This window comes from Ruegeria sp. Ofav3-42 (genome assembly GCF_022347725.1).
In the GTDB taxonomy this organism is placed as follows: domain Bacteria; phylum Pseudomonadota; class Alphaproteobacteria; order Rhodobacterales; family Rhodobacteraceae; genus Ruegeria.
Genome location: NZ_JAKRGB010000011.1, coordinates 97,091 through 117,170, shown reverse-complemented (window position 1 = coordinate 117,170; position 20,080 = coordinate 97,091). Strand labels below are relative to the sequence as shown.

General features: G+C 59.2%; 21 protein-coding genes. 18 read left to right on the top strand and 3 right to left on the bottom strand.

Features of this window, described 5'->3' with window-relative positions; genetic code table 11:
- Positions 1-57: 57 nt before the first annotated feature.
- Entirely contained in the window at positions 58-1,320 is a 1,263-nt protein-coding gene (locus MHN28_RS16560; protein ID WP_239343685.1) for a DEAD/DEAH box helicase, read from the bottom strand.
- A gap of 416 nt (positions 1,321-1,736) precedes the next feature.
- On the opposite strand from MHN28_RS16560, the gene MHN28_RS16555 reads away from it, so the two are divergent.
- Both MHN28_RS16555 and MHN28_RS16550 read left to right on the top strand, forming a co-directional pair.
- Positions 1,737-3,413, top strand: coding sequence for a hypothetical protein (locus MHN28_RS16555; RefSeq protein WP_239343684.1), 1,677 nt, complete (start codon positions 1,737-1,739; stop codon positions 3,411-3,413).
- Positions 3,414-4,121: 708 nt separating this feature from the next.
- A complete protein-coding gene (locus MHN28_RS16550) occupies positions 4,122-5,348 on the top strand; it encodes a DNA-packaging protein (RefSeq protein ID WP_239343769.1) in 1,227 nt (408 codons plus the stop codon).
- A gap of 26 nt (positions 5,349-5,374) precedes the next feature.
- Here MHN28_RS16550 and MHN28_RS16545 read toward each other — a convergent pair whose 3' ends face one another.
- The gene (locus MHN28_RS16545; RefSeq protein ID WP_239343683.1) at positions 5,375-6,103 is read right to left on the bottom strand and encodes a hypothetical protein; all 729 of its coding nucleotides are present in this window, start codon (positions 6,101-6,103) and stop codon (positions 5,375-5,377) included.
- A 215-nt stretch (positions 6,104-6,318) separates the two neighbouring features.
- Here MHN28_RS16545 and MHN28_RS16540 point away from each other — a divergent pair, with 215 nt between their 5' ends.
- The 15 genes from MHN28_RS16540 to MHN28_RS16470 all read left to right on the top strand — a co-directional run bounded on the left by MHN28_RS16540 (position 6,319) and on the right by MHN28_RS16470 (position 18,551).
- Entirely contained in the window at positions 6,319-7,479 is a 1,161-nt protein-coding gene (locus MHN28_RS16540; RefSeq protein WP_239343682.1) for a phage portal protein, read from the top strand.
- Positions 7,472-7,690: a hypothetical protein gene (locus tag MHN28_RS16535; protein ID WP_239343681.1), complete on the top strand. Its 219-nt coding sequence runs from the start codon at positions 7,472-7,474 to the stop codon at positions 7,688-7,690. Before MHN28_RS16540 ends, MHN28_RS16535 begins: the two co-directional genes overlap by 8 nt.
- Positions 7,691-7,716: 26 nt before the next feature.
- On the top strand, positions 7,717-8,262 hold the full coding sequence (locus MHN28_RS16530) for an HK97 family phage prohead protease (protein WP_239343680.1): 546 nt from the start codon (positions 7,717-7,719) through the stop codon (positions 8,260-8,262).
- Between the two features lie 31 nt (positions 8,263-8,293).
- Entirely contained in the window at positions 8,294-9,472 is a 1,179-nt protein-coding gene (locus MHN28_RS16525; RefSeq protein WP_239343679.1) for a phage major capsid protein, read from the top strand.
- A gap of 171 nt (positions 9,473-9,643) precedes the next feature.
- Positions 9,644-10,243: a head-tail connector protein gene (locus tag MHN28_RS16520; RefSeq protein ID WP_239343678.1), complete on the top strand. Its 600-nt coding sequence runs from the start codon at positions 9,644-9,646 to the stop codon at positions 10,241-10,243.
- A gap of 11 nt (positions 10,244-10,254) precedes the next feature.
- Positions 10,255-10,578: a phage head closure protein gene (locus tag MHN28_RS16515; protein WP_370645736.1), complete on the top strand. Its 324-nt coding sequence runs from the start codon at positions 10,255-10,257 to the stop codon at positions 10,576-10,578.
- Positions 10,575-10,988 carry a DUF3168 domain-containing protein gene (locus MHN28_RS16510; RefSeq protein WP_239343676.1) on the top strand — a complete coding sequence of 138 codons (414 nt, stop codon included), beginning with the start codon at positions 10,575-10,577 and terminating at the stop codon, positions 10,986-10,988. The genes MHN28_RS16515 and MHN28_RS16510 overlap by 4 nt, the downstream gene beginning before the upstream one ends.
- A gap of 20 nt (positions 10,989-11,008) precedes the next feature.
- Entirely contained in the window at positions 11,009-11,422 is a 414-nt protein-coding gene (locus tag MHN28_RS16505) for a phage major tail protein, TP901-1 family (protein WP_239343675.1), read from the top strand.
- Between the two features lie 5 nt (positions 11,423-11,427).
- A complete protein-coding gene (locus MHN28_RS16500) occupies positions 11,428-11,748 on the top strand; it encodes a gene transfer agent family protein (protein ID WP_239343674.1) in 321 nt (106 codons plus the stop codon).
- The gene (locus MHN28_RS16495) at positions 11,745-11,954 is read left to right on the top strand and encodes a rcc01693 family protein (protein ID WP_239343673.1); all 210 of its coding nucleotides are present in this window, start codon (positions 11,745-11,747) and stop codon (positions 11,952-11,954) included. Before MHN28_RS16500 ends, MHN28_RS16495 begins: the two co-directional genes overlap by 4 nt.
- Entirely contained in the window at positions 11,941-12,603 is a 663-nt protein-coding gene (locus MHN28_RS16490) for a phage tail tape measure protein (RefSeq protein ID WP_239343672.1), read from the top strand. The genes MHN28_RS16495 and MHN28_RS16490 overlap by 14 nt, the downstream gene beginning before the upstream one ends.
- A gap of 16 nt (positions 12,604-12,619) precedes the next feature.
- On the top strand, positions 12,620-13,252 hold the full coding sequence (locus tag MHN28_RS16485; protein WP_239343671.1) for a DUF2460 domain-containing protein: 633 nt from the start codon (positions 12,620-12,622) through the stop codon (positions 13,250-13,252).
- Complete coding sequence (locus tag MHN28_RS16480; RefSeq protein WP_239343670.1) at positions 13,252-14,139, top strand: DUF2163 domain-containing protein; 888 nt, start codon at positions 13,252-13,254, stop codon at positions 14,137-14,139. The genes MHN28_RS16485 and MHN28_RS16480 overlap by 1 nt, the downstream gene beginning before the upstream one ends.
- Positions 14,139-14,582 carry an NlpC/P60 family protein gene (locus tag MHN28_RS16475; RefSeq protein ID WP_239343669.1) on the top strand — a complete coding sequence of 148 codons (444 nt, stop codon included), beginning with the start codon at positions 14,139-14,141 and terminating at the stop codon, positions 14,580-14,582. The genes MHN28_RS16480 and MHN28_RS16475 overlap by 1 nt, the downstream gene beginning before the upstream one ends.
- The gene (locus tag MHN28_RS16470) at positions 14,583-18,551 is read left to right on the top strand and encodes a glycoside hydrolase/phage tail family protein (protein WP_239343668.1); all 3,969 of its coding nucleotides are present in this window, start codon (positions 14,583-14,585) and stop codon (positions 18,549-18,551) included.
- Positions 18,552-18,835: 284 nt separating this feature from the next.
- Here the strand turns inward: MHN28_RS16470 and MHN28_RS16465 are convergent, their stop codons facing one another.
- Positions 18,836-19,174, bottom strand: coding sequence for a TraR/DksA C4-type zinc finger protein (locus MHN28_RS16465; protein WP_239343667.1), 339 nt, complete (start codon positions 19,172-19,174; stop codon positions 18,836-18,838).
- 84 nt (positions 19,175-19,258) lie between these two features.
- On the opposite strand from MHN28_RS16465, the gene cysE reads away from it, so the two are divergent.
- Positions 19,259-20,068 (top strand): serine O-acetyltransferase, encoded by an 810-nt coding sequence (gene cysE / locus MHN28_RS16460; protein ID WP_239343666.1) that lies wholly within the window; start codon positions 19,259-19,261, stop codon positions 20,066-20,068.
- The last annotated feature ends 12 nt before the right edge of the window (positions 20,069-20,080 follow it).

Below are 20,080 nucleotides of genomic sequence, written 5' to 3'. Positions count from 1 at the left end.
AGTTTGCAACACTCCCGGTAAGAGGCTTGGTTGCAAACGTGCCCTGTTATATTTGGCTTAAGCAGCGGGGCGTCGACGTGGCCGGCGACGCTTGGACGGCGCAGGCTTGGACGCCGCGTTCGCAGCTTTTGGTTTGAACCCGCGGCCTCGGAAACCGCCACGTCCGCGAGGTTTTTTGGGTTCAGCGACTTCCGGCATCGTGCCGCTCGCCACCGGGATTTCGATTTTCATCAGTTTCTGAATCTGACGGAACTGGTCCAGCTCATCGGGGGCGCAGAACGCTATTCCTTCGCCTTCGCGCCCGGCACGGGCCGTTCGGCCAATGCGGTGAACATAGTTGTCCGGCACCTCGGGCAGGTCATAGTTGATCACATAAGCGACACCCGGAATGTCGATGCCGCGCGCGGCGACATCGGTGGCAACCAGCACGTTGATCTCTCCGGCACGAAACGCTTTGATGGCGCGGTCGCGTTGCCCCTGGCTTTTATTGCCGTGAATTGAAGCGGCGTTGAAACCGTCTTTGACGAGGTCTTTCATCAGGCGTTCCGCACCGTGTTTGGTACGTGCAAAAACCAAAGTCAGCGCGCCCATGTCCGCAGAAAGGATTTCGCGCAGTTTTGCGGGTTTCTCAGCCCGGCTCAGGAAGTGCACGGATTGAGCGATCTTGTCCGCCGCCTTGCCCGGAGGCGAAACCTGCACTCGTTGCGGGTTGTTCAGGTAGGCCTGGCTGATCTCTTCCATCTGTTTCGGCATCGTTGCCGAAAACAGCATGGTCTGGCGCGGTGTGCCCAGTTTGGGTGCAATTTTGCGCAGCGCGTGGATGAAACCCATGTCAAGCATCTGGTCCGCCTCGTCCAGAACCAGATGGCGCACCGAACTGAGGTCAACCGCCTCGCGTTCCATCAGGTCGATCAGGCGACCGGGCGTGGCGACCAGAATGTCAGTTCCGCGCGATAGGAACGAGATCTGTTTGCCGATGGACTGCCCCCCGACAACGGTGGCGACGCGCAGTTTGGTCTTCTGAGTCAGGTTGCGCAGACTTTCGGCGATCTGGTTGACCAGTTCGCGGGTGGGGGCGAGGATCAGCGCTTTGGCTGTTTTGGGTGCTGGCTTGCCCGGTTGCGCCAGCAGGTGATCGATCAGCGGCAGGCCAAAGGCCAACGTCTTGCCGGTGCCGGTCTGCGCGAGGCCCAGAATATCGTTCCCGTTCAGGGCCAACGGGATGGCCTGGTTCTGGATTGGGGTGGGTTGTGAGAAATTGGCGCGTTTCAGCGCGTCGTTCAGGGCTGGCGCAAGGCCAAGCATATCAAAGTCGAACAAACAACTATCCTTTGCGATCCACGGGGACACTCCCACGCGGACGAGTCATGTCAGGCCACGCAGCGCGTGACCGGCCGGGTTTCCGCGAGACCTCGGGACGTGCAGGCGAGTCCTGCGGCATCCGGCCGTCGCAACAAGAACCCTGCGTGAATGGGAACTGGAGTGATGTGGTGCGCCGTGGGGTCTGTAGGACCCGCCAATGCTCACGCTTCAGCGCTTTCTGGCGGCACATGAGGGGTCAAGACGAGTTTGTCAAGTTAATGCTTGTGGCTGATGTTGTTCACAGAGCCCTTTTGGAGACACGTTTCTGGTGCCGTTTATTGATTTTCCTGCCCGGGCGGTCGTGCGTTTCTCGTTTTCGCCACAATTATTTGCTCAGTGTTCGCTGATTTATCCTCGAGTATTTGAGAGTTTCAGTGCGAATTTACTTGATTTCTGTTGCTGTAATTGGCGCGCTTGTGCTGGTTCTTATGCTGCCCGGCCTTCTGCTTATGGCAAGCTTTCTGACTTTCGGATTGGCGTTCATTGGGGCGCAGATGCTGGTCAATTTATTAGTAATTCTGATCGTTCTCATACCCGTTGTTTGGCTTGGCAGAATATCAATACCTGCTGCCGTTGCGATGGGCGTCGCTTTGGTGGCGCTAGCCGTTTTCGGTCCAGGGTATCTGCGCGAGATTTCCAAACAGAAGCAGTATTTCTTGCAACCACCGCTGTCCGCAACTGCCTATGCGTCACCGAAATCGGTTGACCTGACGGTTAAGAGTATCAGACGCAAAGCCCATCTGCCGTGTTTGGATCTGTGCCTGAGGGTCTTGCAGGATTCCAATTTGGATTGGGTTCGGCTGCGTCCTGCGCGGGGTAAAACAAAACTCTACGTACGTGGACCGGATGGTCTGGCCCTGAAACCTGATAGCGGTCGTCCTGCTGATTTGATCGTGTCTGACTATAATGAAGGTGCGGCAGTGCCACCGCCATTATTTTTCTCAGTTTGGGCTTTGTCTGACCGCCCGCAGGGATACGTTATTGAAGATACGCGCCTGAACCGGATAGTGGCGCGAAACTTTTCGGCCAGCATGAATGGCGTTTCGGATACCGCACATCTATTTCTTGATATGAACATGTCCGGAGAAACGTCATTGTCGCTTCGACGTACTGAACGGGCTGAGGTAGCCGCTGATCCTACGCGGAGTTTGGCGAGCGACCTCAGTGAACTCGGTCTGCAGATTTCGGTCGAGCTTGCATCACCCACCCTGAACTCACCCCACATCGTGGACACGGCCATCGGTCGCATTCTGGAACAACCGATGTCTGATGATATCAGACCGCGGTATTCTAGCGATGAACTGCTTTGGGTTTCTGAGTTTATTGATCAATTGAACGCCAATGTGGCCGTGGAAGAACGCCAGGGATTGATACTGGGATTGCTTACGGATGGTCGTCCACTTGGGGTTGAAAACGCCGGCATCCTGATGACTGTTTTTTCTTCGGGACGGCACCAGCTCGCCAGACATGCAGCTGCAAGTATAAGTAATGATCAGAAATTTCGGACACTTCGCAACCGGCTGAAGAGATGGGGTAACTACTCTGAAGACAAATCTTATCAGGAAGTCGGAATATACCAGGCGGATATCGCACGCGCGTTTGAGGCCGCTGACCCAGACCGGAAAGCGATCATTCTTGAAATTTTACCCTCGTTGGATTTGGAAGACCCTAATCTAATACTCGATCAAGTCATAGCGCCCTTTCCACCTGCAGACCCAAAGAGCTACAAATTTACCGAGGAATATCGCCAATCTTGGCGAGGCAAGGTTCCTGATATCGAATCTCTGAGAAAGAACTGGGAAGCCGGGGGACATTTTACTGAATGGCAAGATGACTTGCGAGTAGCTGACAAAGCAATCACCGTAATGAGTGAAGTTGAAGGCCTGGAGGATCAATATGTTAGGGATTGGGTCATCCGCTGGAGCCTTGCGCGTGAAATTCCATCTCAATACCCGAAGGCCCTTTCAGAAACAGCGGTGGACTTGCTCGTCAAGCACAACAGCCCGGGTACTTTCGCACTTATTCACGATTACCTTATCGAAGATTGGTAAGCTCTGACTTTGATGGTTAGACGGTCACCAAGTTGGTATCGGCATCAATCGAAATTTGTGGGCTTGCGTTGTGACGTGGTACGATGCGAAACACGTAGTTGCCGGGCACCCCCTGATTTTCTAATGAAGTTTTAGTGTTTTGCGAACGTTGCCCGTTGCGTGCCTGTTGCGCAAAACATTGACTTTGCGTGCCGCCTCTCGTATAAGTTGTGTCATGCTAGAAGAGGTGGGCAACGGCCCCGGGGCGACCCGGTGGCCGTTTTTCGTTTCTTTCGTGCGGAGAAAACTCACGCATGAGGTCACAGGCAAACATGACTTTGATTACCCCGGAAGAGCGGATGTCCCAGACGGCGGAACTTTTGCAGTCGCTTGAGACATCCATTCGCGGTTTGCGCCAGGCAGCGGAAGAACTGCGCAGGCAGATCGGAACCGGGGAGGATGCAGATCTTGCTGGTTCAGCCAAGCAACTCGGGCAGTTAGAGGGGCTGATCCGAAGTTGTCAGAAAGTGGAGACAAGCTTTGTCGAACAACATCACAGACAAGCCGGAATTGCCCAAGGGGGGTATGCGCTCGACCTTGAGCGCGCTCGATTTGAAATCGGGTGCAGGCTGGCTCGCCTCCGCAGATGCTGCGGTTCGGGAGAGATTTCTGAGTGAGATCGGGGAGGGAGGGCTGTGTGCCCTCCCTTTCCTGTTTGAGTTTTGGGCGTTGCCGCATCAGTTGCCTCCAGAGGGAGACTGGCGATCCTGGGTGATCATGGGCGGGCGTGGGGCTGGCAAAACACGCGCGGGGTCCGAATGGGTGCGACAGGTGGTCGAAGGGGCCAAGCCTTTGGACAGGGGCGAGGCCAGCCGGGTTGCACTGGTCGGAGAGACCTTTGATCAGGTGCGCGACGTGATGATCTTTGGAGATAGCGGAATATTGCAATGCTCGCCGCCGGATCGGCGACCGCAGTGGAAAGCATCTGAACGCAAACTGATCTGGCCCAACGGGGCCGAGGCGCAGGCGTTTTCGGCACATGATCCCGAGGGGCTGCGCGGGCCGCAGTTCGATGCAGCCTGGGTGGATGAGCTGGCCAAGTGGAAAAAGGCCGGGGAAACCTGGGATATGCTGCAATTTGCGTTGCGGTTGGGGGATCGTCCACGTGTCTGCGTGACGACCACGCCGCGCAATGTGAAGGTTCTGAAAGACTTGCTGGCGTCCCCCTCGACCGTGCAGACCCATGCGCCGACCGAGGCCAACCGCGCCAATCTGGCCGCGTCCTTCCTAGAGGAGGTGCGCGCGCGCTATGCCGGCACACGGCTGGGGCGGCAGGAGCTGGATGGTGTGCTGCTGTCGGACGCCGAAGGGGCGCTGTGGACCGGGTCTATGCTGGACGCGGCGCGGGTTGAGACTGTGCCTGAATTGGATCGGATTGTGGTGGCGCTGGACCCGGCGGTGACGGCCGGGGCGAATGCGGATGCCTGCGGGATCGTGGTGGTCGGCGCGCAGGTGCAGGGGCCGCCCGAGGAGTGGCGCGCTTATGTGCTGGCCGACAGAACGGTGCAGGGCGTTGGCCCGGCAGGCTGGGCGCAGGCGGCGATTGACGTGATGGACGAGTTCGGGGCCGAGCGGCTGGTGGCCGAGGTCAATCAGGGCGGGCAACTGGTGGAAGAAGTGGTGCGGCAGGTGGACCCTATGGTCCCGTTCCGCGCGGTGCGAGCGTCACGCGGCAAGGTCGCGCGGGCAGAGCCTGTGGCAGCCTTATACGAGCAGGGGCGAGTGGCGCATGTGGCCGAGCTGGACGCGCTGGAGGAGCAGATGTGCCAGATGACCGCGCGCGGGTTCGAGGGGCAGGGCTCACCCGACCGGGTCGACGCGCTGGTCTGGGCGCTGCATGAGTTGGTCGTGGGGCCTGCTGGGGTGTATCGGCGGCCTAGGGTACGGAGTTTGTGAGTCGGGTGGTAGGCGAAGAATCGATATTATCTTTGACGGTTCGCGAGCCATAGCTCGAAGTCGAATAGCACATTGTCACCGGATTTCTCGTATTTGGACTTGGCGTCAAATCCCTTCAATCCGACGAAAGCATCGTCAGGGATTTGCCATCTCAGTGAATGGCCTGCACGCAAGGCAGCTTTCAACTCGGTTCTGTACTCACGAATGCGTTCTGGGTCACTAGGAGCAAAATTGCGGGTCTTGAAATCCCGCGTGTTCATACGCGCTAGTACTGCGTCGTTTCTTTCGACATCTTCTTTGTAGAACCCAAACGGTCTATCTTCGTCGGCATTTTCTCTGAGATATTTTTCAATACCCATCGGTGAACCAGAGCCAAGAAACAACAGCCATCCCGTACCCAAATCGCATTCAGGGTGTGCCACGAAGGCTAAAGCCCAAGCTTCATCGTACATGGCGTCATAGTAGATTCGCTCTGCTAGATAATGAATGTCGTGAGCATCCAAGGTATTCAGAAAAGCCTGACCATTAGCACTGCCAGGGGAAGTCTCATGCATGTTGATTACGTGCGCAGTCGCTTCCCAGTCTGGACGGAGGTGCTTTGTAGCCTTCCAACGCTCTGCGTTTCGCTCTGCTTTCACAATTTCTTCTGGAGTGCTTTGTAGAAACTGTAACTGCTTGAACGTGTTCATCTTATTTAGCTTGCGAAGCGCTCGCTTGCGTTTGAATTTAAAGATCAGTTTTGAAATTGTGGGCACAATTGAATTCCTGATTCAATGGTTTGTTACTACTACCGACGATAAGCACTTCCATTTTGTCGATATTATGGTGAGGTTCACGCTATAGCCACTCAGTCAGTATCAGTTTCTGCCCGTTGCCCAACGCCAGTACGCCCCATTCCCAAGGCTTAAACTTCTTTCCTTCATAACTCCTTTCAACAAGCCGGGCAGAGCGGCGGCAGAAAGGAGCACAAATGGTATTCGATTTCTTGCGTCGTGGATCGGCTGGGCGCGCGCCGGAGGCGAAGGCGAGCGCGGCGGGGCCTGTGGTGGCGTGGCAAACGGGGGGGCGTGTGGCGTGGAGCCCTCGGGATGCGGTGTCGCTGACGCGGACGGGGTTTTCGGGGAACCCGGTGGGGTTTCGCTCGGTCAAGCTGATTGCTGAGGCGGCGGCGGCTCTGCCTCTGGTGCTGCAGGATCAGGTGCAGCGTTATGAGACGCATCCGATCCTGACCCTGATGCGTCGTCCGAATGCGGCCCAGGGACGGGCGGAGTTGATGGAGGCTCTGTTCGGGCAGTTGCTGCTATCGGGGAACGCCTATGTCGAGGCAGTGCAGGCCGAGGAAGGCTTGCCTGTTGAGCTTCACGTCTTGCGCTCGGACCGGGTGAGCGTGGTACCGGGGGCGGATGGTTGGCCCAAGGCTTATGACTACGCGGTGGGCGGCAAAAAGCACCGGTTTGCGGCGGAAAACATCTGTCATATCAAGTCATTTCACCCGCAGGATGACCATTATGGGTTTTCCCCCATGCAGGCGGCGGCGATGGCGATTGATGTGCACAACAGCGCATCTCGGTGGTCGAAATCATTGCTGGACAACGCGGCGCGACCGTCCGGCGCTTTGGTCTGGAAGGGGGACGGACATGGCGTGATGGCCGAGGACCAGTTCCGCCGCCTGTCAGATGAGATTGAGCAGAATTACCGCGGAGCGCGTAATGCAGGGCGACCGATGGTTCTGGAAGGGGGGCTGGATTGGAAGCCTATGGGCTTCTCTCCCTCGGACATGGAGTTTCAAAAGACCAAGGAAGCCGCCGCCCGCGAGATCGCGCTGGCCTTTGGGGTCCCGCCGATGTTGCTGGGGATTCAGGGCGACGCGACCTATTCGAACTATCAGGAGGCCAATCGGGCGTTCTATCGCCTGACCGTTCTGCCCCTGGTGACGCGGGTGGCGGCGGCGGTGTCGGAATGGCTGGTAGGATTTACCGGCGAGGAACTGATGCTGAAGCCTGATCTGGATCAGGTGCCTGCACTGTCGGCAGAACGTGATGCGCAATGGGCGCGAGTCAGCAATGCCGAGTTCCTGACTGATGCGGAGAAGCGATCGTTGTTGGGGCTGCCGGAGCGTGCTGATGGCTGAAGGGTACCCTCCGTTCGAATGTGCTCCGGGCCTGCGTCTGGCTGCGCATGAGAGGGTGGCCGAGATCCAGCACGAGCATTTGTGTCGCAGGTTGGATCAGATCGAAGAGATGATGGAGCGGCTGGAGCGGCGATTGTGGCTGACGGTCTATGGTGTGGCGGCCGTGATCCTGGCGCAGGCGTTTCAGTCATTTCTGTCAGTAACGCCATGAGTTCAGTGGGTTACATGGAGGTGTTTATGGATTTGGAACATAAGTTCGCGCGGTTCGGAGATGGCCTGTCGGTCACCGAAGACGCTGTGATCGAAGGTTATGCCAGCCTGTTCGGGCAGATCGATCAGGGCAGTGATGTGGTGCAAAAAGGGGCCTATCGCGGATCGCTGGAAGGTCTGAAAGCGGCAGGTCAGCGGGTCAAGATGCTGTGGCAGCACGATCCGGTGCAACCCATCGGTGTCTGGGACGAGGTGCGCGAGGATGAGCGCGGTCTGTGGGTCAAAGGGCGGCTGCTGGAGAGCACACAAAAGGGCCGTGAGGCTGCGGAACTGATCCGGGCTGGCGCGATCGACGGGCTGTCCATTGGTTATCGCACCAAGCGGGCCGTGAAGAATGAAATGGGCCATCGGGTCCTGACCGAACTGGAGCTGTGGGAGGTGTCTTTGGTGACGTTCCCAATGCTGCCCAGTGCGCGGGTGGCGGCGAAGGGGGCGGACCCCGAGGCCGGGAACACCTGGCGCAGTATTGCCGAGGTGTTCGACCACGCCCGGCAGGAGCTGGCGCGAACCTAGCGCCTCAAACCCACCCAAAAAGGAAGTGCTGATGAGCAAGACCGAAACCCCGGCCTTGACCGGAGAGGGTGCGCCCCTGGTTCAGGAGGTGAAGCAGGCGATGACTGGCTTCGTGAATGAATTCAAGGGCCTGAAGGCTGAAGTTAAAACCCAATTGCAACAGACAGAAGAGCGACTGACCATGCTGGATCGTAAATCAACCATCGCGGCGCGTCCGCACCTTGCGGCCTCGATCGAAGACGGTGCACCGCACCAGAAAGCCTTTGACGCCTATGTGCGTTCGGGTGACGACGATGGGCTGCGCGGGCTGGAGATGGAGGCCAAATCGCTGTCCGGTGCGGTCAACAGCGACGGCGGGTATCTGGTTGATCCGCAGACTGCCGAGATGATCAAATCCGTGTTGAAATCCACGGCTTCGATCCGCTCGATTGCGTCAGTTGTGAATGTCGAGGCGAACTCGTTTGATGTACTGATCGACCATACCGACGTAGGTGCGGGCTGGGCGGATGAGACTTCGGCCGCGACCGAGACCGCGACGCCGTCGATTGACCGGATTTCCATCGCGCTGCACGAGTTGAGCGCGCTACCCAAAGCCTCGCAGCGGTTGCTGGACGACAGCGCGTTTGATGTCGAAGGCTGGCTGGCCGGGCGCATCGCAGACAAGTTCGCCCGCGCCGAGGCGGCGGCATTCATCAGCGGCGACGGTGCGGACAAGCCGAAGGGCATTCTGGACCATGCCACGGTCGACAATGACGTCTGGACCTGGGGCAATATCGGCTATGTCCCGACCGGTACAGCGGGCGGCATCGACGCGGACGCGATTGTCGATGTGGTCTACGCGCTGGGCGCGCAGTACCGCGTCAACGGGACTTTCGTGATGAACTCGAAGACGGCTGGTCTGATCCGCAAGCTGAAGGATAGTGACGGTCGCTTCCTGTGGTCGGACGGTCTGGCCGCAGGTGAGCCTGCGCGCCTGATGGGTTATCCGGTGCTGATCGCCGAGGACATGCCCGATGCGGGTACCGACAGCTTCTCGATTGCCTTTGGCGACTTCCAGGCGGGCTACACCATTGCCGAGCGCCCCGATCTGCGCGTGCTACGCGATCCGTTCAGCGCTAAGCCGCATGTCCTGTTCTACGCAACCAAGCGCGTAGGCGGCGACGTGAGCGACTTTGCTGCGATCAAGTTGGTGAAATTCGGAACCGCCTAAGCGGTGACGAATCCGGGGGGCCGCTGGCCCCTCGGGCGGCGGGTACGGGCCGGGGTGAGATCCCCTGCGTTGTCTAGCTGCTCCCCTCCGTCCGAGCAACGTGGGGCGGCGCGTGCCCGTCATTTTCCAAGGATACGGCCCCGGAGGGGTCCGAGATTGCGGAGTGAATGGATGATGTTGATCGAAGAGACCGCCATCGCGGATGCGGCGTTGCCGGTGGATCAGTTCAAGGCGCATCTGCGGTTGGGCACAGGGTTTGCCGAAGGCAGCGTGCAGGACGAGGTGTTGAAGGGTTTTCTGCGGGCAGCTTTTTCAGCGATCGAAGCCCGAACGGGCAAGGTGCTGATCGAACGCGACTTTTCCTTGAGCCTGAATGGCTGGCGTGAGCAAACTGGTGAGGTGTTGCCTGTTGCGCCGGTGACAAAGATTGATGGCGTAACCCTGACAGATGCTCAGGGCGTGGACAGCAAGGTTGCGGCAGCAGAGTACCGTCTGGAGAAAGACAGCCAACGCCCTCGGTTGCGGCCCAGAGGATCGACGTTGCCGAAGATCGCTAAGGGTGGCTCGGTGAAGATCGCGTTTGCCGCTGGAATGGCTGCGAACTGGGGCAATTTGCCTGCTGATCTGGGGCAGGCCGTTCTGCTGCTGGCTGCGCATTACTACGAATACCGCGATGAGACTGCGCTGGGCGCTGGGTGCATGCCGTTTGGTGTCACCAGCCTGATCCAACGCTACCGCACGGTTCGGTTTGGTGCCGGGGTCGCGCGATGAAGAGGCCGCGTTTGAACAGAAAACTGGTGCTTGAGGCACCAGAGCGCAGCGCCGATGGCTCGGGCGGTTATACTGAGACCTGGGCCACGCTGGGAATGGTCTGGGCCGAGGTCACTGCGCGCAGCGGGTCCGAACGTCAGGTGGCGGGTGTCCCGGTATCGCGCGTCAGCTATCGCATCGTGGTGCGAGGTGCGCCCGAGGGGTCAACCCTGCGACCATCGCCGGACCAGCGTTTTCGCGAGGGTGCACGTCGCTTCGTGATCCGTGCGGTGGCGGAACGTGACCCGCGCGGCCAGTACCTGACTTGTTTTGCGGATGAGGAGGTGGCGGCATGAGCTATGGTGCCTCGGCCGCCCTGCAAGCGGCAGTTTTCAAGCAGTTATCGGATGACACGCAGGTCAACGATCTATCCGACGGCGCGATCTATGACGCGGTACCCGCCGGCGCAGTGCCGCAGACCTATGTGACGCTGGGCCCGGAAGAAGTTCGCGATGCATCTGACTGTTCAGGAGGTGGCGCGGTCCATCGATTTACCGTTTCGGTCGTCTCCGAAGCTGCCGGGTTCGGCGCTGCCAAGACCTTGGCCGGCGCGGTGTGTGACGCGCTGGAAGGTGCGTCGCCCAATCTGGATCGTGGGCGGCTGGTGGGGTTGTGGTTCGAGCGGGCCTCGGCACGGCGCACCGGAACTGGGGGCGCGATCCGCCAGATCGACCTGAGATTCCGCGCTCGTGTGGAAGACGACTAATCAATCAACGGAGAGAGCAAATGGGTGCCCAGAACGGCAAGGACCTGTTGGTCAAAGTGGATATGAACGGCAGCGGTCTGTTCGAAACCATCGCGGGGCTGCGCGCCACGCGGGTCAGTTTTAACGCGGAAAGCGTGGATGTCACCAGTCTGGAAAGCCAGGGCGGCTGGCGCGAGCTGCTGTCAGGGGCGGGCGTCAAATCGGCGTCGATTTCTGGCTCGGGCGTGTTCAAGGATGCAGGCACGGATGAACGCGCGCGGCAATTGTTCTTTGATGGAGAGACGCCGGGGTTTCAGGTGATCATCCCCGATTTCGGTATCGTCGAGGGGCCGTTTCAAGTCACCGGTATCGAATACGCCGGTTCGCATAACGGCGAGGCGACCTATGAAATGAGCCTGGCGAGCGCCGGTGCTCTGACCTTTACGGCGTTGTAAATCCGATGGCCAATCCGTGGACGGGCGAGGTGGCTTTGACCATCAATGGAGAGCGGCGGGTGCTCAAGCTGACGCTGGGTGCATTGGCAGAATTGGAACAGGAACTGGGTACCAGTTCTCTGGTGGACCTGGTGCAACGGTTCGAAGGCGGGGCCTATTCCAGCAGCGATGTATTGGCGTTGATCGTGGCAGGGTTGCGCGGCGGCGGAGCTGATGTGAACCGCGCTGACCTACTGAGCGCCGAGATCGAAGGCGGCCCAATGGCCGGTGCTCGGGCAGCCGCCGAACTGCTGGCGCGGGCCTTTATGGTCCCCGGTCAGGCATGAGCGGTTTCGACTGGTCTGCCCTGATGCGGGCCGGGATGACCGGTCTGCGTCTGACGCCGGATCAGTTCTGGCGTCTGACCCCGGCTGAACTGCGACTGATGCTGGGGCAGGGCGCAGGGATGCCCTCGATGAACCGGGCGGGGCTGAATGCACTTTTGGCGGCCTACCCGGACAAAACACAAGGAGAGCGTGATGACGGATCGTGAAGGCTTGGAAGACCTGCAGGAGCGCAGTGAGGCGCTGGGCGACTCGCTGAGCGATGCAGCGTCAATGGCGGCGGCCTTTGACGGCCAGATGAAGCGGATCAGCGCCGCGTTTGAAGAGACCGGCAAGGACGTCGCCACGCTGGAACGCGGCATGTCCAGCGGATTGCGCAAGGCGTTCGACGGCGTGGTGCTGGACGGGATGAACCTGTCGGATGCGCTGGACGTGTTGAAAAATTCGATGATCCGCACGGCTTACTCGGCGGCGATCAAGCCGGTGACGGACCATTTTGGCGGGATGTTGGCGAACACTGTCGGTGGTCTGGTGCAGGGTCTTTTGCCATTTGCTGATGGCGGAAGCTTTTCGCAGGGGCGGGTGATGCCGTTTGCAAATGGCGGCGTTGTGAGCGGTCCAACCATGTTTCCAATGCGCGGCGCCACCGGGTTGATGGGCGAAGCAGGTCCCGAAGCGATCATGCCTCTGGCTCGTGGCCCGGACGGCAAGCTGGGCGTGCGCAATTCGGGCGGCGGTCGCGCGGTCAACGTCGTGATGAACATCACGACCCCGGATGTGCAGGGGTTCCGACGAAGTCAAAGCCAGATCGCGGCCCAGATGAGCCGCGCGTTGGGGCGCGGCAATCGCAACAGGTAACACGAGGGAGCAGGTCATGAATTTCCACGAAGTGAGATTTCCCGCCAGCCTGAGCTTTGGTTCGGTCGGTGGCCCCGAGCGGCGCACGGATATTGTGACGCTGGCCAACGGGTTTGAAGAACGCAACACGCCCTGGGCGCATTCACGGCGGAGATATGATGCCGGCCTGGGGATGCGTTCGCTGGACGATATCGAAACGCTGATCTCGTTTTTTGAGGCGCGGCAAGGGCAGATGTTTGGGTTCCGGTGGAAGGACTGGTCGGATTTCAAATCCGGCGCAGCAACGGCCGAAGTGGACAAGGCCGATCAGATCATCGCGCAAGGCGATGGCAAGACGACCGAGTTCCAACTGATAAAAACTTACAGCTCTGGCGGGTTCAACTACGTCCGCCCGATCATCAAACCGGTTCTGGGAACCGTCAAGCTTGGGCTTGAACAGGATGGCATGCGCGAAGGTGTGGATTTCGAGGTCGATCTGGCGCGCGGCCGGGTTATGTTCACGATCGCTCCCCCAGAGGATGTCGATATTACGGCAGGTTTTGAATTTGATGTGCCGGTTCGTTTCGACACGGACAAGATTCAGACCAGTGTGGCCAGCTTTCATGCAGGTGACGTGCCCAACGTTCCGGTGGTCGAGGTGCGTGTCTGATGAGTGGTAATAATCAGGCGCTGCAGGCCCATCTGCAAAGCGGTATGACGACAACTTGCCGGTGCTGGGCAATCCGGCGAACGGATGGGCAGGTTTACGGTTTTACCGATCACGATATGGAGTTGCGCTTTGACGGGCTGACGTTCAAAGCCAGCACCGGATTGACGGCGGCGGCGATTGAACAGGCCACCGGGCTGTCCATTGACAACTCCGAGGCAATGGGCGCGCTGTCCGATGCGGCCATCAAAGAAGACGACATCGAAGCAGGTCGGTTTGACGGAGCTCAGGTTCGCGCCTGGCTCGTAAACTGGGCCGCGCCCGAACAGCGTGTTCTTCAGTTTCGGGGCTCGATCGGTGAGATGCGTCGCGGCGGTGGCGCGTTTCACGCCGAATTGCGTGGCCTGACGGATCTGCTGAACCGGCCTTTGGGTCGGATCTACCAAAAGCCATGTACCGCAGTTCTGGGCGACGCTGCCTGCCGGTTTAAAGTGGCTGCGCCCGGGTTTCAGGCGGAGGCTGAGATCGTCAGCCTGACCGCTGGTAGCATACTGCAACTGAAAGGCGCCGAGGCGTCGGATACGGCATGGTTCGAACGCGGTCGGTTGGATGTGATTTCTGGCACGGCGGCGGGGCTTTGGGCGTCAGTCAAACAGGATGAGCGTATCTCAGGCGGGCGCAACGTGACGTTGTGGTCCGGGATCAGCGGCGGATTGACCGTCGGAGATCGCGTCCGGCTTACCGCCGGCTGCGACAAGCGCATGGAGACCTGCCGGAAGAAATTCAACAACCTTATAAATTTCCAAGGTTTTCCGGACTTGCCGGGCGAAGATTGGGTGATGGCTGTGCCGAAGAAAGACAATCCGAACAAAGGGGGCAGCAGGCGATGATGTCAGGCAGGCAAGACATAGTTGCAGAAGCGCGCAGTTGGTTGGGCACGCCCTACGTGCATCAGGCATCCGTAAAAGGCGCGGGGGCGGACTGTCTTGGATTGCTGCGTGGCGTCTGGCGCGCCGTGTTCGGAGATGAACCGGAAACGGTGCCGAGCTACAGCATGGACTGGTCAGAACCGCAGGGCGAGGAGCGGATGTGGGCCGCCGCACGTCGTCATCTGACGGCCAAATCGCCGGAAGAACTGGCAGCCGGGGACGTTCTGCTTTTTCGCATGCGCGATGGTGGCGTCGCCAAACACGTTGGCGTTGTCAGTGAAACTGGGGCGGTACCACGGTTCATTCACGCATATTCCGGGCATGGCGTTGTCGAAAACGCCTTGAGCGACCCTTGGCGTCGTCGGGTCGTCGCATGTTTCGCATTTCCGCTGGAGGTCGAGTAAATGGCTACGATTGTTCTTTCCGCAGCCGGGGCCGCCATTGGTGGCTCGATTGGCGGCACAGTTGCTGGTCTTTCCACCGCGATCATCGGTCGCGCTGTTGGGGCGACATTGGGTCGGGTCATCGACCAGCGGTTGATGAGCCAATCGGTGATGGGGGGCGGCAGCGAGGTTGTCGAAACCGGACGCCTCGACCGCTTCCGCCTGACTGAATCCGGAGAGGGCGCTCCGGTCACGACAGTTTTCGGGCGAATGCGCGTCGGCGGTCAGGTGATCTGGGCCTCCGATTTTCTGGAAACTCGAAGCACCAGCACGACAACACAGTCCTCCCGAGGCGGGAAAGGGTCGCGACGTCCAAGCTCGACCACAACAACTACGATCACGCACACTTACAGCTATTCAATTTCTCTGGCCATTGCGGTTGGCGCCGGGCAGATTTCCAACGTTTCGCGCATCTGGGCCGATGGTGAGGAACTGGAGCGCGCCGGGCTGAACATGCGCGTTTACAAAGGCACCGATGATCAGTTGCCGGACCCGCTGATCGAGTCTGTTGAGGGCACCGGCCAGGTTCCGGCGTATCGGGGCACGGCTTATGTGGTTATCGAGGACTTTCAGCTGGCCTCATTCGGGAACCGGGTTCCACAGTTTTCCTTTGAGGTGGTTCGGCAGGAGCAACCGGGATTACCCGATACGCCCAACGCCGTATCCCGGATCGTGCGCGGTGTTGCGATGATACCGGGAACGGGGGAGTATTCGCTGGCCAGCTCTCAGGTGAACTATTCCAAGGGTCAGGGGCAAAGCTGGGCCGCGAATGTGCATTCCGCCTCAGGTGTTTCTGATCTGGTCACCTCTACGCAGGCGTTGAACGCGGAACTGCCGGCCTGCGATGCGGTTTCGTTGGTCGTTTCCTGGTTTGGCGACGATCTGCGATGCGGTGACTGCAAAATTCAGCCAAAGGTTTTGCATAAGAAATTTGACGGCGAAAACATGCCGTGGAGCGTGTCGGGGGTCTCTCGCGCTGCTGCGCAGGTTGTTCAGATTGAAAACGACCGACCAGTCTATGGGGCAACTCCTGCCGACGCATCTGTGATTGAGGCGATCCGGCATTTGAAAAGCTCAGGTAAACGGGTGATGTTCTATCCGTTCATCCTGATGGACCAATTGCGAAACAACGGTTTACCTGACCCGTGGTCGGATGCCACCAATCAGCCGCATCTGCCGTGGCGGGGGCGCATCACGCTCAGCGAAGCACCGGGGCGCAACGGGTCTCCGGACAAGACTGCGGAAGCCGATGCGCAGGTGGCGCAGTTCTTTGGCCAAGCGCGGGCAAGCGATTTTTCCGTTGTCGATGGGGCCGTGACCTATACCGGCCCGCAAGAATGGGGTTTGTTCCGGTTCATTCTTCACTATGCGGCGCTCTGTAAGGCCGCTGGTGGTGTAGCGTCCTTCTGTATCGCTTCCGAGATGCGCGGCCTGACGCAAATCAGGGGCGCGAACGGGTTTCCGGCCGTGGCGCAGATGCGGGTACTTGCAGCCGAAGTGCGGAAAATTCTTGGGGCGGGTACCAAAATTGGGTACGCCGCCGACTGGAGCGAGTATTTTGGCTATAAGCCTGCGGACGCGGGCAATGACCGGTATTTCCATCTTGATCCGCTCTGGGCCGATGACAACATCGACTTCGTTGGGATCGATAATTACATGCCCCTGTCCGATTGGCGCGACGGCGAGGATCACGTCGACACCAAGGCGGGTGTGGACGCGATCTATAACCTTGATTACTTGCGCAACAATGTCGAAGGCGGAGAGGGTTACGATTGGTATTATGCCTCGCCCGAGGAAGCCAAGGCGCAGATCCGGTCCCCGATCGAAGACAAGGCGCATGATGAGGCTTGGATCTGGCGATACAAGGATTTGCGCAACTGGTGGTCGCAACCCCATCACGAGCGGATTGGAGGGGTACGGCAGGCCAATCGCACGGCTTGGGTACCGGGCTCGAAACCAATCTGGTTCACGGAACTTGGTTGTGCCGCCATCGACAAGGGCACCAACCAGCCCAATAAGTTTCTTGATCCGAAATCCTCGGAATCTAAGCTGCCGCGCTATTCGAACGGCCTGCGTGACGACTTCATGCAGGTGCAGTATCTGAAAGCGATTTTGGGCTATTGGTCCGACCCGAAAAATAACCCGACTTCAACGGCCTATGGTGGCCGCATGATTGATCTGTCCAACGCCTATGTCTGGGCCTGGGACGCGCGACCGTATCCAATCTTTCCAAACCTGCAAAGCCAATGGAGCGACGGCGAGAACTATCCCCGCGGTCACTGGCTGAACGGCCGGTCGGGCTCGCGCACGCTGGCGTCGGTGGTGACCGAGATTTGCCATGGGGCCGGAGTGACCGACATCGACACGTCGCGCCTGTATGGTGTTGTGAGGGGCTACGCGCTTGAGCAGGTTTCCGATGCGCGATCGGCCTTGCAACCGCTTATGCTGCGCTATGGGTTTGACGCGATCGAACGTGACGGCGTGTTGCGGTTTCAAATGCGCAATGGTCAGCGTGCGATTGCGTTGGATCAGGAGAGACTCGCCGTCAATTCCGACCTTGACGGTGGTATCGAACACCGCCGGGAAGCCGAAGCTGAAATGACGGGCCGCGTTCGCCTGCGCTTTGTGCAGTCGGACGCGGACCATGAAATCGTGGCGGAAGAGGCGGTATTGCCCGACACGCGCACCCATTCAGTGTCGGTCAACGAAATGCCCCTGTCCATTACGCGCTCGGAAGGTCGGCAGACTGCGGAACGGTGGTTGAGCGAGGCGCGGGTGTCCCGCGAAACCGTACGCTTTGCGCTACCGCCCTCGATGGGGCACATCGGTGCGGGGGATGTCATCAGCCTGACCGAGGGCGGGCAGGGCGCGCGGTTTCGGATTGACCGACTTGAACAGGCCGAAATGCAATTGGCTGATGCCGTCAGAATAGAACCCGGAATATATGTGCCGTCGGATCTGCCCGATGACAAGGTTTCCGCAAAACCCTTTGTTGCGCCGGTCCCGGTCTTGCCGGTGTTTATGGACCTGCCGCTGTTGACAGGTTCCGAAGTGCCTCATGCGCCGTACATTGCGGTGTCTGCGGACCCCTGGCCCGGAAGTGCAGCGGTGTACTCGGCAGCAAGCGACGAAGGTTATGCCTTGCAAGAGGTCATCTCGGGGCAGGCAGTCATCGGGTTCACAGAAACGCCCCTGCGGCGAGCCAGCGTTGGCGTATGGGACGACGGGGTGCCTCTGCGCGTCCGACTGGTCGCTGGCTTGCTGGAATCCCGCCCAAGGGACGCTTTGTTGAACGGGGCCAATCTGGCGGCAATTGGTGACGGCACTCCCGGAAACTGGGAGTTGTTCCAGTTTGCCAATGCCGAGCTTCAGGATCACGGCATTTACACTTTGTCCGGCCGTCTTCGCGGGCAGTTGGGAACGGACGCCGCCATGCCGGACGTCTGGCCTGACGGTTCAACCTTTGTGCTGTTGGACGAACGGGTCTTTCAAACCGGGCTGCTGCGATCAGAAAGGCGCGTGGCCAAACACTATCGTATTGGCCCCGGGACTCGAGGGTATGACGATCCGTCTTACATTCATCAGGTTCACGCATTCGACGGGAACGGGTTGCGGCCCTATGCGCCAGCGCACCTCATGGTTACGACGACCAGTACCGGCGACGAGCTGTCGTGGATACGCCGGACGCGGGTGGACGGCGACGACTGGGCCGGTTTGGACGTTCCGCTGGGGGAAGAGACCGAATCCTATCTGGTTAGAATCCGGGTTAACGGCGCAGTCACGCGCGAACACGTCTCCACGCAGCCAAGATGGATCTACACAACCGCAATGAAAATCGCGGATGGAGCAACCGGAGCTTATGAGGCTGAGGTAGCGCAGGTCTCAGCCAGTTACGGGCCGGGCCCGGCCGCACGTCTTTCGGTTGGCTGAGGCGATCATGCGTCCTGTTTTGCATGGCGATGTGAGTGCTGCGGCTCGGGTTCTGCTTAACGCGCCGCCCGCGGACCGAGAACGGCTCTGCGCCAGAATGATAGACGAAGCCCAACTGGCCGACGCACATGTCGGCCAGACGGGGCGTCTTCATCCGTTATTCGGAAATGGCTCTTTGATGGCGGCGGCGCGAAACCGGCAACTGGCCGACGAACCGAACTTTGATGATCTGCAGTATTGTCAGTGTTTTGAACTGGTTCTGCGGTGCCTGGTTCAATTCCACGTTACACGGAGGCGCAGCTGACGCATTTGCTGGCGGCAAGATTCAGGTTCAGGCGGCCAGCCCGGATCTCGTCACCGCAATCTTCGCAATGGCCGAACTCACCGTCCTTTATTCGGATCAGTGCCGCCAATAACCCGCGCGCCTCAAGATCCCGATTTGCCTGCTGTGCCTTGGCCATGGCCTGATTTTGCAGGGCATCCATTCGGCTCAGGCGTCCGACCGCCTGCTGGTCCAACTCGACTATCGACTGAGACTCATTTGCCAGCGCCGATTGCTCTTTCAGTTCCTCCAACCGCGCGCGTATTTGGGCTTCGAATTGCTCCAATTCAGATTCATTCATTTTCGTTACCCTGCGGTTCACGGGTTTGCGTTTGGTGATTTTCCGACTAAATGGCATTCTAGGCGCAGCAAAGGATGAAAAGCCATGTTGGAAACGCGCAGTCACGTGACCCCTGTCGATCCGGTTTGGGATCGTATCACGACCGAAGCTCAGTCGGCCGTCGAAAAAGAGCCATTGATGGGTGGGTTGGTGCATGCCTGTATTCTGCACCACCGCAGCCTCGAACGGGCGCTTTCGTATCGGGTGTCGGCAAAGCTGTGTTCGAATGAAATGTCCATGATGGTCCTGCGCGAGATCGTGGACGAAGCTTATGCCGACGATCCGTCGTTGATCGAGGCTGCGCGCGCAGACCTCATGGCCGTTTACGAGCGTGACCCGGCCTGCCATCGACTGTTGCAGCCGATCCTGTACTTCAAGGGATACCAGGCAATGCAAGCTTATCGGGTGGCCCATTGGTTGTGGCGCAAGGGACGGTACGATCTGGCCTATTTCTTCCAGATGCGGTCGTCCGAGATTTTCGGGATCGATATTCACCCTGCGGCCAGGATCGGCAAAGGGATCATGATCGACCACGCGCACTCGATCGTGATCGGTGAAACAGCTATTGTTGGCGACAATGTTTCGATGCTGCATTCGGTGACCCTTGGCGGGACCGGTAAGGAAGAAGAACAGCGTCACCCGACCATTGGCGACGGTGTGCTGATCGGCGCAGGTGCCAAGGTTCTGGGCAATATTGTAGTTGGCCATTGCAGCCGCATCGCAGCCGGTTCTGTTGTCCTGCAAGAGGTTCCTGCCTGCAAAACCGTAGCTGGAATTCCGGCGAAGATCGTGGGCGAGGCCGGGTGCGATCAGCCGTCGATCTCAATGGACCACATGCTGGGCAAGGATCAATAGTCCGAACCCTGA